This window comes from Catenulispora sp. MAP12-49 (assembly GCF_041262705.1).
Lineage (GTDB): Bacteria > Actinomycetota > Actinomycetes > Streptomycetales > Catenulisporaceae > Catenulispora.
This window is the reverse complement of sequence record NZ_JBGCCP010000014.1, coordinates 67,306-83,459: the sequence shown is the minus strand read 5'-3', so window position 1 is coordinate 83,459 and position 16,154 is coordinate 67,306. Positions and strand designations below refer to the sequence as shown.

The 16,154-nt window shown below is 71.2% G+C and carries 16 protein-coding genes; 8 read left to right on the top strand and 8 right to left on the bottom strand.

What is annotated here, in order from left to right; genetic code table 11:
• Positions 1-38: 38 nt before the first annotated feature.
• Together ABIA35_RS24605 and ABIA35_RS24600 are read left to right on the top strand one after the other, a co-directional pair.
• The gene (locus tag ABIA35_RS24605; RefSeq protein WP_370359475.1) at positions 39-1,478 is read left to right on the top strand and encodes a S41 family peptidase; all 1,440 of its coding nucleotides are present in this window, start codon (positions 39-41) and stop codon (positions 1,476-1,478) included.
• 98 nt (positions 1,479-1,576) lie between these two features.
• The gene (locus tag ABIA35_RS24600; protein WP_370359474.1) at positions 1,577-2,794 is read left to right on the top strand and encodes a thioester domain-containing protein; all 1,218 of its coding nucleotides are present in this window, start codon (positions 1,577-1,579) and stop codon (positions 2,792-2,794) included.
• Between the two features lie 134 nt (positions 2,795-2,928).
• On the opposite strand, the gene ABIA35_RS24595 is transcribed toward ABIA35_RS24600, so the two are convergent.
• A complete protein-coding gene (locus tag ABIA35_RS24595; RefSeq protein WP_370342921.1) occupies positions 2,929-3,477 on the bottom strand; it encodes a TetR/AcrR family transcriptional regulator in 549 nt (182 codons plus the stop codon).
• Between the two features lie 52 nt (positions 3,478-3,529).
• Here ABIA35_RS24595 and ABIA35_RS24590 point away from each other — a divergent pair, with 52 nt between their 5' ends.
• The gene (locus ABIA35_RS24590) at positions 3,530-3,931 is read left to right on the top strand and encodes a nuclear transport factor 2 family protein (RefSeq protein ID WP_370342919.1); all 402 of its coding nucleotides are present in this window, start codon (positions 3,530-3,532) and stop codon (positions 3,929-3,931) included.
• Between the two features lie 44 nt (positions 3,932-3,975).
• On the opposite strand, the gene ABIA35_RS24585 is transcribed toward ABIA35_RS24590, so the two are convergent.
• Entirely contained in the window at positions 3,976-4,293 is a 318-nt protein-coding gene (locus tag ABIA35_RS24585; RefSeq protein WP_370359473.1) for a hypothetical protein, read from the bottom strand.
• Here ABIA35_RS24585 and ABIA35_RS24580 point away from each other — a divergent pair.
• On the top strand, positions 4,292-5,203 hold the full coding sequence (locus tag ABIA35_RS24580; protein ID WP_370359472.1) for a tellurite resistance/C4-dicarboxylate transporter family protein: 912 nt from the start codon (positions 4,292-4,294) through the stop codon (positions 5,201-5,203). The two genes, ABIA35_RS24585 and ABIA35_RS24580, sit on opposite strands and share 2 nt — an antisense overlap.
• A gap of 18 nt (positions 5,204-5,221) precedes the next feature.
• On the opposite strand, the gene ABIA35_RS24575 is transcribed toward ABIA35_RS24580, so the two are convergent.
• The 4 genes from ABIA35_RS24575 to ABIA35_RS24560 all read right to left on the bottom strand — a co-directional run bounded on the left by ABIA35_RS24575 (position 5,222) and on the right by ABIA35_RS24560 (position 11,723).
• Positions 5,222-7,039 (bottom strand): chloride channel protein, encoded by a 1,818-nt coding sequence (locus tag ABIA35_RS24575; protein ID WP_370359540.1) that lies wholly within the window; start codon positions 7,037-7,039, stop codon positions 5,222-5,224.
• A 365-nt stretch (positions 7,040-7,404) separates the two neighbouring features.
• Entirely contained in the window at positions 7,405-10,395 is a 2,991-nt protein-coding gene (locus ABIA35_RS24570; RefSeq protein WP_370359471.1) for a cell wall-binding repeat-containing protein, read from the bottom strand.
• Between the two features lie 194 nt (positions 10,396-10,589).
• Complete coding sequence (locus ABIA35_RS24565; protein WP_370359470.1) at positions 10,590-10,895, bottom strand: hypothetical protein; 306 nt, start codon at positions 10,893-10,895, stop codon at positions 10,590-10,592.
• An 81-nt stretch (positions 10,896-10,976) separates the two neighbouring features.
• Positions 10,977-11,723: a helix-turn-helix domain-containing protein gene (locus ABIA35_RS24560; RefSeq protein WP_370359469.1), complete on the bottom strand. Its 747-nt coding sequence runs from the start codon at positions 11,721-11,723 to the stop codon at positions 10,977-10,979.
• A 61-nt stretch (positions 11,724-11,784) separates the two neighbouring features.
• Here ABIA35_RS24560 and ABIA35_RS24555 point away from each other — a divergent pair, with 61 nt between their 5' ends.
• The 3 genes from ABIA35_RS24555 (at position 11,785) to ABIA35_RS24545 (ending at position 13,500) form a co-directional block, all read left to right on the top strand.
• Positions 11,785-12,630, top strand: coding sequence for an alpha/beta fold hydrolase (locus tag ABIA35_RS24555; protein ID WP_370359468.1), 846 nt, complete (start codon positions 11,785-11,787; stop codon positions 12,628-12,630).
• Positions 12,631-12,639: 9 nt separating this feature from the next.
• On the top strand, positions 12,640-12,948 hold the full coding sequence (locus ABIA35_RS24550; protein ID WP_370359467.1) for a hypothetical protein: 309 nt from the start codon (positions 12,640-12,642) through the stop codon (positions 12,946-12,948).
• Positions 12,949-13,044: 96 nt separating this feature from the next.
• Entirely contained in the window at positions 13,045-13,500 is a 456-nt protein-coding gene (locus tag ABIA35_RS24545; protein ID WP_370359466.1) for a hypothetical protein, read from the top strand.
• Between the two features lie 47 nt (positions 13,501-13,547).
• On the opposite strand, the gene ABIA35_RS24540 is transcribed toward ABIA35_RS24545, so the two are convergent.
• Complete coding sequence (locus tag ABIA35_RS24540) at positions 13,548-14,546, bottom strand: NADP-dependent oxidoreductase (RefSeq protein WP_370359465.1); 999 nt, start codon at positions 14,544-14,546, stop codon at positions 13,548-13,550.
• 93 nt (positions 14,547-14,639) lie between these two features.
• Here ABIA35_RS24540 and ABIA35_RS24535 point away from each other — a divergent pair, with 93 nt between their 5' ends.
• Complete coding sequence (locus ABIA35_RS24535) at positions 14,640-15,245, top strand: TetR/AcrR family transcriptional regulator (RefSeq protein ID WP_370342897.1); 606 nt, start codon at positions 14,640-14,642, stop codon at positions 15,243-15,245.
• 75 nt (positions 15,246-15,320) lie between these two features.
• Here ABIA35_RS24535 and ABIA35_RS24530 read toward each other — a convergent pair whose 3' ends face one another.
• Positions 15,321-16,118 (bottom strand): thymidylate synthase, encoded by a 798-nt coding sequence (locus ABIA35_RS24530; protein WP_370342895.1) that lies wholly within the window; start codon positions 16,116-16,118, stop codon positions 15,321-15,323.
• Positions 16,119-16,154 lie beyond the last annotated feature (36 nt).

Genomic DNA, 16,154 nt, shown 5'->3' with positions numbered 1-16,154 from the left:
AGGTGTCGCCCGGCCGAGGCCGGGACAAGCATTGACGCGTGAGGAAAAACAAGACTCTGACAACGGCGGCGGTGCTGGCCGGGTCCGTGGCGACGGTTGTGGCCACGTTTGCCGTCCCGGCCTCGGCCGGCACCTCCAGCACCTCGAGCGCCTCCGGCAGCTCCGGCAGCTCCGGCAGCCGGCTCGACGGCGTCTGGCGCACCGACGGCTACAGCACCATCGTGCGGATCACCGGCACCACATACGAGTACTACGACACCACCGCGATCAGCTGCATCCGCGACACGTCGTACCAGGACGACGGCAGCGTCTCGACCTTCACGCCGGGACCGGGACCGAACCGCGCGCTGTGGCACATCGACGCGAACGTCAACGCACGCACCCTGATTCGCTTGCCCGCGCTACCCGCCGCCTGCACCCGGCCGGCCTCGGCCACGCCGATCGAGACCTTCGACGTGTTCTGGCGGACGTTCGCGGAGAACTATCCGTTCTTCGCCCAGCGCGGCATCGACTGGCAGCGCGTCTATGACACCTACCGGCCGCAGGTCACCGCGACCACCACCGACGCGCAGCTGCGAAGCATCTTCGCCGCCATGATCACTCCGTTGCACGACGCGCACGTCGGCCTGGTCGCCGACGGGACGCGGATCTACTCGGTCAAGCCCGGCACGCAGGTCCCCGGCGACGACCTCGACACCCGGGCGATGGCGCTGATCCAACACGCCGACCTGGCCGACGCCGCCACCGCGTTGCAGACGTGGTGCCAGGGCCGCGTCGCGTTCGCCACGCTGCCCGGCGGCGTCGGGTACCTGCGCGTTTCGGGGTTCACCGGCTTCACATCGCAGGACACGTCCGCGGCCAACGCGGCCGCCTTCGCCGGCGCGCTCGACCAGATCTTCACCGCCGACCGCACCAGCGGCGACAACCCGGACCGGCTGCACGGCCTGATCCTGGACCTGCGGATCAACGGCGGCGGGGACGACCCGCTCGGCCTGATGCTGGCCTCGCGCCTGACCGGGCAGAGCTTCTTCGCGTACGCCAAGCAGACGCGCGACGATCCGAGCCTGCCGGACCACTTCACGCCTCCGCAGCCGTTCCTGGTGCACCCTTCGGCGGCTCCGCACTACGACGGGCCGCTGTCGATCCTGGCCGGCGGCTCCACGTTCAGCGCCGGCGAGTCGACCATCCAGGCGCTGCTCAACCGCTCGCCGCGCCCGCTCGTGGTCGGAGAGGACACGCAGGGGGTGTTCTCGGACATCCTGGACCGGCAACTGCCCAACGGCTGGACGTTCGGGCTGCCGGACGAGGAGTACCTGACGCCGTCGGGCCGGACCTATGACATCGCCGGAATCCCGCCGGATGTCAGGGTGCCGACGCTGACGGCCGCGCAGTTCGCCGACGGGACGGATCCGGCTTTCCGCGTGGCTCAAATCGGGCTGAGGTGGTTGCAGCAGCGCAGCGGATCCATTGCGAAGTAGGGCAGCGTCAAGGTCCGATCATCCACTAGCGTATGCGTGTTCTGAGCACCCGTGGAAGCCACACACGGTGCCGCAATCACGTATAGGGATGGGGATCCATGCTGAAACCGACGTCCTCGAACGGACGGAGAATAGCCGCCGCCATGTTCCTCGGCGCGGCGTCCACCGCGATGGTGGCGGGCACGGCGCACGCCGACGGGGTCACCGGGGCGACGGTCGACCCGCACTACCAGCACGAGGGCACCGTCGTCATGAACGACGACCCGCAGGCGCCCACCGCGCTGATCGGCCTGGACGTGCCGGGCAGCGACAGCACACTGTGGACCTACTGCATCCAGCAGACCGTCGCGCTGAACCCGCACGAGACCTACGACGAGCACGCCTGGTCCGAGGAGGCGGAGCGGACCGGCATCGACACCCAGCACCTCGAGGGCATCAAGTGGATCCTGAACAACTCCTTCCCGCAGCAGAAGAACCTCGACCAGCTGGGGACCGAAGCCGGGGTCAACGGTTCGCTGAGCGCTGAGGAAGCCGTCGAGGGCACCCAGGCCGCGATCTGGACCTTCGCCGACCCGCAGCACAAGAGCCGGCTCGACACCGACAACGAGCCCGACACCAAGGTGGTCTCGCTCTACAACTGGCTGATATCCCAGGCCACCGGGCACATGAACGACACCGCCCAGCCCAAGGCCGCGCTCGGCATCACCCAGACCTCCAGCGCGAAGCCGCAGGCCGGCGCCAAGGTCGGGTTCACGCTGACCAGCACGCCCGGGGCGTCGATCTCGGTGAGCCTGGACGCCGAGAAGACCGGTGCCAAGCTCGTGGACGCCGGCGGCAAGGCCGTCACGGCGCACACCACGTTCAAGAACGGCGACGTGGTCTACGTCCAGCTGCCGACCACGCCGGCCACCGGCCAGGTCAGCCTCAGCGCGACCAGCACCGTCAGCGGCATCGAGGCCGGCCGGGTGTTCCTGAGCCACGACGGCCGCAAGTCGCAGAACCTGATCCTCGCGCAGGCGCAGAGCACCCCGGTGTCCGCGTCCGCCGAACTCGCGTGGACCCCGGCCACCGCCCCGGTCACCACGCCCAGCAGCTCGCCGTCGACAGCGCCGAGCTCGCACCCCTCCAGCTCCACCCCGAGCACCCCCGCCTCGACCACCCCGAGCACCACCCCCTCCAGCCCCACCGGCGGCCTGGCGCACACCGGCGCCGGCAACACCGTCCCGCTGGCCGGCGGCGCGGTGGCGCTGGTCGCCGCGGGCGGCGGGATGATGCTGTACACCCGGCGCACGCGGAAGCAGGGGTCGCACTCCTGATGCGGTAGGCCATCCCGCGCCACGCAATACGTCCAGCCCTGCGGCACCCGGGATCCCGGGCTGTCGCAGGGTTTTCCGCTTCGGTGGTAGCTCGGGGCGTAGTGTTGGGCGCACCTGTTGGGCGCACCGGTTGATCAGACGGCAGCGTCCCCCGCGACCCCGTACCACATCATCGTCAACAGCCGCCGCGCCTCTTGGGGCCCGTTGCCGGCCAGGGCGGCCGCGGAGGCCATCGCGAGCAATTCTTCGGCGCTCACCTGCGGGCTCACCGTGCCGGCGCGGCGGGCCTCGTCGTACAGGTCCGTGGCGACGGTGCGCATCGCCTCGTGCCAGGTGTCGAACAGTTTGGTGCGGCGCTCGCCGTTGTGCTCCGTGCCGGCCAGGGCCAGGGCGCGCTTGGTGGCGACGTGGACGACGAACCTGTTCAGCCAGGCGAACAGCGCTTGTCCCGGGGCCGCCGCCATCAGCAGTGCGGCGCCGTCCATGCACAGGTCGGCGACCTCGTCGGCGTAGACCCCCACCATCAGGTCGGCGCGGGTCGGGAAGTAGCGGTAGAGGGTGGCGTTGCCGACGCCGGCACGGCGGGCCACCTCGTCCAGGGGCACGTCGGGGCCCTGCTCGTCGAACAGCTCCTTCGCTGCGGCAGTCAGGGCTCGGACGTTCTTGGCGGCGTCGGCACGCATCGGTCGGGTCCTCGGTTGCTAAGTGGGGAAGTCCCCACTTAGCCTAGCGCACATGACCCTCTCCTGGGACGACCACATCGCCATCAATGAACTGATAGCGCTACACGGCCACCTCTGCGACCGCGGCGAGCTCGACCGCCTCGGCGAGGTCTTCACCGACGACGTCGCCTACGACATCACCGACTTCGGCTTCGGCGTCCTACGCGGCCTGGCCGCCAACCGCGACGCGGCCCTCGCCCTCGGCGACCGGAACCCGGTCGGACACCACGTCACGAACGTCATCCTGACCGAGCAAGACTCCGACCGGATCCTGGCACGCTCCAAGGGCATCGGCGTCATGGCCGACGGCACATGCGGCAGCGTGACCTACGACGACACCGTGCTACGGCTGGAAGCGGGATGGCGTATCAGCGAACGGATCGTACGCGCGCGGCGGGTCCCATTGGGCGCCTGATCCCCCGAACGGACACGCCGCCGGGCTCACCGGACCCGGCGGCGCTAGCGTCCGCAGGGGAAGGCGGTGATCATGGAGGGTTCGCCCGAGCCGAAGCAGCCGCGCACCGCAACCGGTGCGGCTGGCACGACCGGCACTACCGGCACTACCAGTGCGGCCGGTGCGAGCAGCCCGACAACCCGCCCCGATACCAGCACCAGAACCAGCAGCCCGACTGGCGCGCCTTCCGCAAGCAGCCCGACGCCCGGCCCCGCAGGCAGCGCAGCTTCCACGAGCAGCCCGACCGACCCCTCCCCCGCCTTCCACAGCCGCCTGGCGTCCTGGTTCGGCGACCTCCCGCCGGCCGCGGGCTCGGCGGTCATGGCCACCTCCATCGTCTCGACCGGTCTGCGGGCGGTCGGCGCGCAGGTCTTGTCGGCGGTGCTCTTCGCGCTGGCCGCGATCGGCTGGCTCGCTCTCGGCGACGACTTCGCCCGGCGGCTGGCCCGGGAGCGACACCGCTGGACCGCCGAGTCGCACACCCCGGCCGCCCTCACCGCCGTCGCCTCGACCACGGTGCTGGGCGTCCGTGTGAGCCTGCAGGGCTGGCAGCCGCCGGCGGTGGTACTGCTCATCGTCGCGGCGGTGCTGTGGCCGCCGCTGCTGTGGATCGTCGTGCGCCATCTGCGGCCGAACATGCAGGGCGCGGTGTTCCTGGTCTGCGTCGCGACCCAGGGTTTGGTGACGCTGGCCGCCACGCTCGCCGCGGCACTCCCGGCGCACTGGCTACTGGTGCCCGCGTTGGTCCTGTTCGTCCTCGGGCTGGTGCTCTACGTCGACGCGATGCGCCATTTCGACTTCACCGCCGTGCGCAACGGTGCCGGGGATCACTGGGTCGCCGGGGGCGCGCTGGCCATTTCCGCGCTGGCCTGCGCGAAGCTCCTCGCGGGCGGGAGCGCGTCCGGAGGTTGGACCTGGGCCGCCTCGGTCCACGACACGCTGCGCGTGATCGCCCTGATCCTGCTCGCCCTGGCCTGGTGCTGGTATGCCGTCCTCGTCGTCGCCGAGATCCGGTGGCCTCGGCCCCGGTACGACGTCCGGCGCTGGGCCACGGTCTTCCCCATGGGAATGACGGCCGTGGCCACCATCGAGGTCGCCAAGGCCACCGGCTGGAAGTGGCTCACCGATCCGGGCCACGTGCTGGTCTGGATCGGCGCCGCGGCCTGGCTGCTGACGTTTGTGGGCTTCAACAGGCAGGCCGCCAAGCGGGTGTTCCACGGCGAGCCGAAGTAGAACCGAACAACGAATCGCTTACACCCGCTCGGTTTCAGCCGATCCGCCGACATGCGCGTCGACGTCCACCAAGTCCACGACCTCGGCCCGCTCACGCCGCCGTCCCAGCATCCGCTCGCGCTGCGACTCCTCGTGGTGGTCGATCCGCCGCGCGTGCAGCAGCTGCCGCAGGCTCAGCACATAAGGCGGCTCATGCGGTTCGGCCCTGACCACCACCCGCGTCACCGAATGGTGCGCCATCCGGTTCGCGACGGTCCGCAGCGTCTCCGCCGGCTGCGCGGCGATCGCCGACCGCGCCGTCTGGGCCAACGGCGTCGGGTCCTCGATGTCGGCGGCCAGCAGCTGCGTCCGTGTCACCACTCCGGCGAGTTCGCCGTCCGAGTGCAACACCGGGTACAGCCGCTGGACGGCCAGGTCGCCGTCGGGCAGCGAGGCCCGGATCGCCGCGCTGGCCTGGCCGGTGCTCTGCGCGGCCGGGAACGACGTGGCCGGCTCGGCCGTCAGTCCGCCGACCAGGTGGACCTCCAGCGGGTCGACCGAGTACTCGCGGGTCAGGTGCAGGCCGCGCCGGGCCAGCTTCTCGGTGAGCACCGAGCGCTTCAGGAAGACCACCGAGACCAGGTACGCGGTGCCGGCCGTGATGATCATCGGCAGGATCGCGTTGACCTCATGGGTCAGCTCCAGGCAGAACACGATGCCGGTCAGCGGCGAGCGCATCACGCCGCCGAGCACCCCGGCCAGCGAGACCAGGGCCCAGAAACCGGGGCTGACGCTCGGGAAGACCATCGCCTCGGCCGCACCGAGCGCGCCGCCGACCATGAACATCGGCGCGAGCACGCCGCCGGAGGTGCCCGAGCCCAGCGACAGCCCCCAGATCAGGGTCTTGACCACCAGGATGCCGACGATCAGGCCGGTGGTGGCGCGCCCGGTGAGCAGCTCGTCGATGACGTCGTACCCGACGCCAAGGGCGTGCGGCTCGATCAGGCCGCCGATCCCGACGACCGCCCCGCCGATGGCCGGCCACCACATCCAGTGGATCGGCAGCTTGGCGAAGGAGTCCTCGGAGAAGTACACCAGCGCCGTGGCGCCGATCGCCAGCAGCCCGGCCACGCCCCCCGCGACCAGACAGAGCGGGTAGTCGTAGAACGCCAGGTGCGACGGAACGTGCGCGCCCCCGAACAGCGGCCCGTAGCCCAGCATCGGCCCGCGCACGACGGTCGCGGTCACCGCGGCGGCCGCCACCGGTATCAGGGAGCGCGGACGCCATTCGAACAGCAGCAGCTCCACCGCGAGAACCACCGCGGCCAGCGGGGTGTTGAACGTCGCCGCCATGCCGGCCGCGGAGCCGGCGACCAGCAGCGTCTTGCGCTCGTCGGTGGTCACGTGCAGGACCTGCGCCAGCAGCGAGCCCAGCGCGCCGCCGGTCATGATGATCGGGCCCTCGGCGCCGAACGGGCCGCCGGTGCCGATCGACACCGCCGCGGACAGCGGCTTGAGCACCGCCACGCGCGGCTGGACCTTGCTGCCGCCGACCAGGATCGCCTCGATGGCCTCCGGCATGCCGTGGCCGCGGATCTTCTCGCTGCCGTAGCGCGCCATCAGGCCCACCACCAGGCCGCCGACGACCGGCAGGATCGGGATCAGCCAGCGGTGCGGGGTGCCGGCCGGGCTGGTCGCGTGGAAGGTGAACTGCGCGTAGAAGCAGATGTTCGTCACCAGTGTGATCAGCTTGAGCAGCGCGTAGGCGGCCAGGGCGCCCAGGACGCCGATCGGCACGGCCACCGCGGTGATCACGACGACGCGCGGCGGGACGTGGAAGTCCCCGAGGTGCGCGATCGCATGGCCCGGATGTTTGGCCGGATTCGCAGAGTTCCCAGTGTTCGCAGAGGTCGCAGAGTTCCCAGTGTTCGCAGAGGGGGCGGCTTGGGGCGGGACAGAACGAGCGGGGTTTGTCGGCACGCGGGCAGGCTCCGTGGTCGGCAGGGTGAGGGATTCGACCCCATAGCAACGATTGCATTATGCAATAGTTTCAAGAGGGGCGGCAATGTGACGTGCGCCGCTCGCCGCGGGACGCCACGGGAGCGCCACGCAAACGACTCAGGGGCCGTCCGAAACCGGACGGCCCCTGAGCCTTGTCACTACCTGCTCTTACATACCGCGTCGCGGCTCAGCACCGCGACCAGGCGACCACGACACGCCGACTACCGCAGGACGCGCCCGCCGACCGCCTTGGCGACCTGCGCCTCGACCCCGTCGGAGACCGCGACCGGGCCGCCGAACAGCTCGACCGCGCCGCCGGCCAGCGCGGCGCTGAAGCCGTGCAGCGTCGCGGCCGTGCCGTCGGGCAGCTTCACCGGGTTGGTGAGCAGCAGCGGGCTGTGCGCCGCGCCCAGCATCGCCGCGCCGGTCAGGGCGTCGGCGAACTGCACGCCGGTGGCCACGCCGACGGTCTTCGGCGCCTGGAACTTCCCGGCCACCAGCGAGGCGGTGCCGTAGCGGTCCCAGCCGACGAACTGCGCGCCGGCGTCCCGGTTGTCCAGGTGCGCGGCCGCGGCCACGGCCTGGCCGCCGACCGCCGCCACCGAGTGCGCACCGGCGACGTAGCCGGCCACCTGCGCGGGCAGCTTGCGGTCGTCGGTCAGCAGGATCGCGGCCGGGGTGCCCGTGCCGCCGCCGTAGATCGCCGAGTACGGCGCCGCGGTCAGGGCGTCGGCGAAGTTGTCGCCGGTCGCCAGGATCACGTTGCCGGTCGGGTTGCCGATCTGCTCGGCGATCGCCACCGAGGTGGAGAAGCGGTCCTGGCCGGAGACCCGGGTGATCTGCGAGGCCGACAGGCCCAGCGCGGAGACCACCTTGTCCGAGACCGCGTTCACGCCGCCCAGGACGTACACCTTGCCGCCGGGCGCCAGGACCCGGTGGATCTCGGCGATGACGGCCGGGTCGGCGGTCTTGGACGGGGTCAGCAGCAGCGGGCCGCCCTTCTCGTTGGCCAGCGGGGCGCCGGCCAGCGCGTCGGGGAAGGTCTCGCCGGTGGCCAGGACCACCGCGGAGGCCGAGCCGGCCTTCGGGAACGAGGCCTGCGAGACGTTGATCGCGGTGCCGTAGCGGTCGGCACCGGCGATGCGCTTGACGACCGGCGCGTTCGGCGCGGTCGGCTGCAGCGGCGCGACGGCGCCGACCTTCGACAGGTAGTCGTCGGCCGGCGAGCCCAGGCCCGTGGCGTTGTCGTAACCGGCCGCCGCGACCAGCGAGGAGTCCTCGCCGGCCCGGTACAGCGTGCCGATGGTCGCGTCCTTGGACGAGACGTGGATGCCCTCCAGCACCTGCGGCTGGCCCGCCGGGTGCGCGGTGACGTCGTGGAACGCCGAGGTACCACCGAGGGCGTACAGCGACGGGTTGGCGAAGCCCAGGGCGTGGCCCGCGGCCTGCTTGGCGTCGGCCTGCAGCGCGGAGAACTCCGGAGCCGCCACCGAGGTGCCGCCCATGCCGCCGGTGCCGTACACGCCGGGGGTGCTCATGCCGGTCATGCCGACCAGCACCGAGGAGGCCAGCGCGCCGTTCATCGCCACGTCCGGCACGGTCCGCATCGGACGCGTGGTGCCCTGGCCGCTGGGCAGGTTGTTCGCCAGCGAGGACGGCACGACGCCGGCCTGGTAGAACGGCTGCGGGACGTCCTCGGAGGTGCCGCCGCCGCCCCCGAAGTAGAACGAGAACGGGACCTTCTGGCCGGTGACCGGGCGCCAGGCCGGGTCGCCCTGCTTGGCGGCGCCGACGTGGTCGCCCATCGCCGCTTCCCAGGCGTAGTTGCCCGAGGAGTCGGTGGCCAGCGTGGTGCCGCCGACCGAGGTGACCCACGCGTCGGAGGTCGGCCACTCGGTCTGCTTGCGGGCCGAGTCCGCGGCGCAGTTCGCGCCGCCGTTGGCGGCGTTGGCCGGGTCGTCGTCGCCGCAGTCGCCGGAGGAGAAGTCGAAGCCGATGCCCTCGGCCGCGCCCTTCTGGAATATGCGGTCGTAGGCGGCTATCTCCGACGGGTCCATGTCCTGGCCGTCGGTGGTGTGCATGATCTCGCCCCAGGAGTTGGAGACCACGTCCGCCAGGTGCTGGTCGACGATCTTCTCCTCGGCGGCCATCAGGTCCGCGTCGGTGCAGGAGTTCGCGCCGACGTAGACGATGTTCGCGTCCGGCGCCAGGCCGTGCGTCATCTCGACGTCGAGGGCCTCCTCGCCGGCGATGCCGGAGGTGCCGCCGCAGGCGTCCTGGTTGTTCCACTGCGACTGGTCGACGACCTCGCGGTACTGACCCGGCGCGAAGGGCTGGTCCTTGTTGTCCGTGGCGTACCGGTTCGCGTCGGCTTCCATCGTCGAGGAGCCGTACCAGTCGACGACGGCGATGGTCGCGCCCTTGCCGGTCATGCCGGACTTGGTCACGCCGTAGGCGTCGCGCAGCTGCTTGGGCGTGTACGAGCACGGCAGCAGCGGCGTCGGGCCGGGGTTCGCACCGGCCGGCCACGCGGTGGTGGTGCTCGCGCCCCAGTACGGCGAGCAGTTCTGGTCCGCGGCGTTGGCCGCGTTGGCCTTCGCCGAGTCCGCGTGCACCCGCACCGAGGCCTGCGACAGGCCCGAGACGCCCTCGACGTAGTCGGCGACCTCGGCCGGGATGACCGCCGAGGACGAGGCGGCGTACTTCACGGCGCCGTCGGTGCCCTGGTAGTCCTTGATCTGGGTGCCGAAGGCGCGCTGCACGGCCGCGGTGTCGCCCGAGGCGTCGATCCAGTCGCTGGTCACCGAGGTGACCTTCAGGCCCGAGCCGGTCAGCCACTTCTGCACCGCCGCGACCTGGGCCGGCGTGGCGCCGAAGCGCGCCTGGATCTGGGCCGGGGTCAGGTAGTGCTGGTAGTCCGGGCTGTTCGGGTCGGAGGCGGCGCGCGCCAGCGCGGCCAGCCCGGCCGAGTCCTGACCGGAGAGGTACACCCGGGTGCTGATCTGCTGCGCGGCCGGCACGGCCCCGCGGTCCTTGTCCGCCGTCGCCCAGGTCGGGTGCACGTCAGTCAGGATCTTGTTCGTGGTGTTGTGGTGCTGCGTGTCGGCCTGGGCGGGCGAGGCGGACGCGGACGCGGCGACAAGCGCGACGGCGACGGGGAAGACCCCCGCCATCACGGCCTGCGCACGCCGCCGGCTAGCGGCGTTCGGCATGGATGGTTTTCCCTTTCCCCTGTGGTGGCAACCGTCGTCGTTGAAGCGGCCGCCAACGCGCGGCTTCACGAAATCTTCAGAAGACGGCGAAGTGATGTTTATCCACTGGGGAACCCGCAGGACAAGTTCCGGTACGAGACCGTGACCGGTTCGTGTCCTGCGGACCGCGAAGTCACGCTTGGCTGTGGGGTTTGTCACTCCCCGAAGAAGCCGTACGAGCCCACGACCGTGGCGCTCCCCCGTTGCACCGGGGCGATCATGCGGTCGGCGGCGTCCTGTTGGAAGGCCTTGAAGGCTGTCAGGGGACGCAGGAGGTCGGCGTCATCGTCGTCGTAGCCGACGATGTGCACGAAGCTCACTCCGTCTTCCATCCGGAATGTCGCGTAATGCAGGCCTTCGGGTCGCTCGGCCTTGAGTTGCTCGAAGACCGCCTCGACCAGCAGCTGGTTCTCGTCGGCCCGGTCCGGCTTTGTCTCATACCGGATGATGTGCGTGCTCATAGTCTCCCTTTCCCTATTTTGCGGATCGGTTCACGCCCGCTACTAATGGAGACACTCGGCGCGCTGGAAACTCGTCGCGGTTCAGGCGTCCAGTTCGAACCGGACGCGGGAACCAAGAACCGCCGTGGCGGTGGTTCCGAGCGTCTCGTGGAAGGTGTCGCTCAGATGCGACGGGGAGGCGAAGCCCGCGTCGGCGGCACAGCGGGTCAGGGCGTGGCCGGCGGCGATGCCCCGCGCGGCTTCCAGCAGGCGGTTCCACTGCTGGTAGCGGCGGAAGGTGGTGCCGGTGTGCCGGGCGAACATCCGCAGGAAGTAAGGAGTCGACATCCCCAGGTCCTGAGCGCTGTGCTCGGCGCGCAGGACGCGGGCCGGGTCGTCGCGGATCTCGTCGACGACGCGGCTGATGCGGCGGTCGGTGGCGCCGGGACCGATACCGCCCAGGTATCGCAGGACGCTGGGATCCGCATCGTGCCGGCAGGCGGCGATCAGTTCGCGTTCCAGCCGGTGTCCGAGGCCGTAGGGACCGATCCGCTGCCGCATCGCCGAGCCCATGCCGTTTTCGGTGAACAGCAACAGGATCCGGCCTTCCGGCGCGATCACCCGGTGCTGCGCGCGGGCCGGGGCGTACACGCTGCGGGTGCGGATGGCGCCGTGCTCGGGGGTCTCCACGACGAACGGCGCGTCCAGACCCACTGTGAGGACGCCTACCGACGCGGAGTGCAGATCGACGCCCAGATCCGGCCCGACGTACCCGGCCTGCCCGGGCCGGATCCACGCCACCGGGGCCTGCGGGCCACCGCATGTTTGTGGAAGCGCGCCGATCGCCATACCGCCACGCTAACCGAGGAGCAGGACATCCACGAAGTCTGAGCGAGAGCGGGGACCTCCCATGGGACAACACACGCAGCAGGTGGACGTCGGCGACGCGACGCTGCACGTGAGGACCGACGGCGCGGCGGACGCGCCGGTGCTGCTGCTGGTGCACGGCCTCGGCGCGTCCACGGCGTGGTGGAACCCGGTGGTGCCGTGCCTGGCGGACGCCTACCGGGTCGTCCGCGTCGACCTGGCGGGGCATGGGCGGTCTCAGGGCTTGGATACGCCGGGCGCGTACGGCATCCCGGGGCACGCCGAGCGCGTCGGCACCGTTCTGGATCGGCTCGGGGTGCAGCGCGTGGCGGTCGCCGTCGGGCACTCCACCGGCGGCTACGTGGTCTCCGATCTGGCGCGGCAGCGTCCTGAGACAGTCTCGGCACTGGCCCTGATCAGCACCGGGCCCAGCCCCGAGGCCGACACCTCCGGCGGCGCGCTGAGCCGGCTGCTGTTCGCCCGCGTGCCCGGCGCGCTGCTGTGGCGGGCGTTCACCGAGGCCATCGTGCGCAAGAGCCTGAGCACCGCGTTCGCCCGGCCGGCGGCGCCGCTGCCGGACGCGCTGGTCGAGGACACGCGCCGGATGACGCACCGGGCCCTGGCCGGGACCGCGCGCGGGTCGCTGGCCCACATCAGGGAACGCACACTCCCGGACCGGCTCGCCGAACTCGGCAAGCCGCTGCTGGTGTTCTTCGGCGCCCAGGACGCCCGCTGGCACGCGTCGTCGGCCGAGGACTACCGCGCGGTGCCCGGGGCGCGGGTGGTGGTGCTGCCGGACATCGGCCACACGCCGATGTACGAGGACCCGCAGATGACGTGCGATCTGCTGCTGGAGTTCGCGGGGGCGGCGGTGCGGCTGGGCGGTTAGCATCGCCGAATGGGCAACGACGTCGGCGAGAACGAGGACTGGCCGCCGTGGCCGGAGGAGGAGTACGCGCGGTACCTGGAAGCCGAGCGCAGACGGTACGCATGGGTGATGCGCACGTACGGCGGCATGACGGGGGCCGAGGCCGACGAGGCGGCCGAGCAGTGGTACGACTACGAACCGCCCGACAAGCCGTACCGGGGCCTGGTCTTCCACGACGAGGCATGGCACTGGGCGATGACGGCCATCAAGGGCGACCACTACTGGGCCGGCGATCCGGGGCTCACCGAGCCGCCGCAGGAGTACCTGTCGCTGGAATGAAGCGGCCTGTTCGCTGACGGAAAACACGGTTGCGACGCCGAACGGGCCTCGGCCACGGTGGATCCCGTGCCGAAGCCACCGTCACCGTTGCGGCCCGTGCTGTCCCGCTTGGCGCACCCTGTCGCCGCCCTGAAGTCCTCGCGCCGCGTTCGCGCGCTGCGTCTGTTGGTATCTGTCAGCCCGGCGCTGATGGCGGCGGTCGCGGTGTTCGTCGTGGCCGAGGCCGTCCTGCCGAACCTGACGCTGGTCGCGATGGGCCGGGCCACCGGCCGCATCCCGGCCGCCGCCCGGGACGGCCTGGGCTCGCGCGCGGGCCACTCGCTGCTCGTGGCGCTGGCTTTCGCAGGAGTCTGTTACGGCGTGTCGCTGCTGCGCGGTCCGGCGCAGGACGCGCTGTCCGCCGTCGTCAGGGCGCGCATGGTGGTCACGTTGCAGCGCCGATTGGTGGTGGCGGTCAGCGCGCCGGCGGGCATCGCACAGCTCATGGCCGCCGGCGGGCAGTACGCGCAGCTGTATTCGTTGCAGGCACGGGCTTATCTCGACGATGTGTAGCTCGGGGAGTAGTGCTGGGAGCGATACCCGGCTAGGGCGACATTTGGCTAGAGAACCACGACCCGCTTGCCCAGCGTGTGCTCCCGCAGGAAGTCGGCACACGCCTGCGGTCCCTCGTCCAGGCTGTACCGGCGCGCGATCGTGGCGCGCAGTTCCCCGCGCGCGCCGGCTTCCCCGACGTCGCGCATCGAGGCCAGTTCGCCGTCCATGTCGAGGATGAACCGCAGCTCGACGTCGTCGCGCCGGATCAGCTCCGGCGTGGTGATCGGGAACGTGATCGTCACGAGCCTGCCACCGGGACGCAGCGCCGCGGCCAGCCCGGCCAGGCCGTCGCCCGGCAGCACCACGTTGATCGCGACGTCCACATCGGCCGGGTAGCCGGCCTCCTGATAGCCGATGACCGCCGTCGCGCCGAGCCCGACCACCACGTCGGTGTCGGTCTCCGTCGCCGTCGCGATCACCTGCGCCTTCGCGGCGGCGAGCAGCGGCAGCAGCGCGGTCCCCACGCCGCCGGTCGCTCCGACGACGAGCACCCGCTCCCCCGGCTGGACGTCCGCGGCCTTCGAAATGGCCAGCGCGGCCTGGCCGGCGGTGGCCAGCGCCGCGGCGGCCGGGGCGGCCAGGCCGTCGGGACGGTGCGCGATCAGCGGCGTGTCCGCCTCGACGACGGCGTACTCGGCCATCGCACCGGTCCCCACCGACGGCCGCGTCCCGGCCATGGCGCGCAGCACCCTGGGGACCGCCGTACCGAACACCTCGTCCCCGACCGCGTAGGCGCTGACGCCGTCGCCGATCTCGGTCACCGTCCCGGCGAAGTCGACGCCGGGGATGTAAGGGAACTCGGCGTCGACCACGTAGCGGAACTCCCCGCCGGGCAGCCGCACGTCGGCCGGGTTGACCGAGGCCGCGGCGATCCGTACCTGCATCTGTCCTGGACCGGGTCGCGGCACCGACACCTCGGCGACCGCGTACTGCTCCGGCGGGCCGTAGTCAGTGGCGACGACGGCTTTCATCGATTCCTGCTGGCTGTCCACTACTGCGTCCACTGCCCCTCCAGAAAACGGACCGGGCGGTCATCTTCCGCCCGGCAGGAGGCTAGCGATAAGCGGACCGGGCGGTCAACTTGTTAGGCTGCGGCCGTGGACACCCCAGCGACCAGCCGCCCCCTGCGCGCCGACGCGGCCCGCAACCGCGCGCTGCTGCTCGCCGCGGCCGCCGACGAGTTCGCCGAGCACGGCCTGGAGGCCTCGGTCGCGGACATCGCGCGCCGCGCCGGCGTCGGCAAGGGGACGGTGTTCCGGCACTTCCCGACCAAGGACGACCTGATCGCCGCCATCGTCCTGGACCGGGTGGAGGACCTGCGCGCGACTTGCGAGCGCCTACTGGACGCCGAGGATCCGGGCGCGGCGCTGCTGGAGTTCCTCATCGCGGCCGGCCACCAGCGACAGCAGCGCGACCTGTCGTTCCTGATGGCCGCCGGGGAGCTGAAACCCGAGGTGCAGCAAGCCCAATCGGCGCTGTTCCAAGCAATAGAGGACCTGGTCGCCCGGGCCCGGGAACACGGCGCGGTCCGGGCCGACGTCACCGGCACCGACGTCTTCCTGCTGATGTGCGCGCCGAACTACGTCAGCGGCTACGTGCCGGACGCGTCGCCGGATCTGTGGCGGCGCTACCTGGCGATCATCTTCGACGGGCTGCGGCCGGAGGGCGCGCACGCCCTGCCGCAGCCCGCTCCACAGCTCTGAATCAGAAGCCTGCGGCCGGCCTCGAACCATTCACAGTGCTCACGGCCCTCACACCGCTCACACCGCGTACACCGTTCACACCGCCACCGGCGCCTTGATCGCCGGATGCGGGTCGTATCCGAGCACTGCGATGTCCGCGTAGGTGTAGTCGAACAGCGAGTCCGCGGGCTTGAGCTCCAGCGTCGGGAACGGCCGCGCCTCGCGGGTGAGCAGCAGCTCCGCCTGCTCGACGTGGTTGTCGTAGATGTGGATGTCGCCGCCGGTCCACACCAGGTCGCCGACCTCGAGGCCGGTCTGCGCCGCGATCATGTGGGTGAGCAGCGCGTAGGAGGCGATGTTGAACGGCACGCCCAGGAACATGTCCGCGCTGCGCTGGTAGAGCTGGCAGGACAGGCGGCCGTCGGCCACGTAGAACTGGAAGAAGGCGTGGCACGGCGGCAGCGCCATGTTCTCCAGTTCCGCGACGTTCCAGGCGGACACGATGATGCGCCGCGAGTCCGGGTTCGCGCGCAGCAGCCGCAGCACCTCGGCGATCTGGTCGATGTGCCGGCCGTCGGGCGTGGGCCAGGACCGCCACTGCACGCCGTACACCGGTCCCAGGTCGCCGTCCTCGGCGGCCCACTCGTCCCAGATCGAGACCCCGTGCTCCTGCAGCCAGCGCACGTTGCCCTCGCCGCGCAGGAACCACAGCAGCTCGTAGGCGACCGACTTGAAGTGGACCTTCTTCGTCGTGATGAGCGGGAAGCCGTCCTGCAGGGGGTAGCGGAGCTGATGTCCGAACAGCGACCGCGTCCCGACACCGGTCCGGTCGGATTTCGCCGTCCCCGAGGTCAGGACGCGGTGCAGCAGGTCTTCGTACTGGGTGTCGGGCATGATGGCACGGTATCGCCTCAGAAGGCCCGGGCCGCG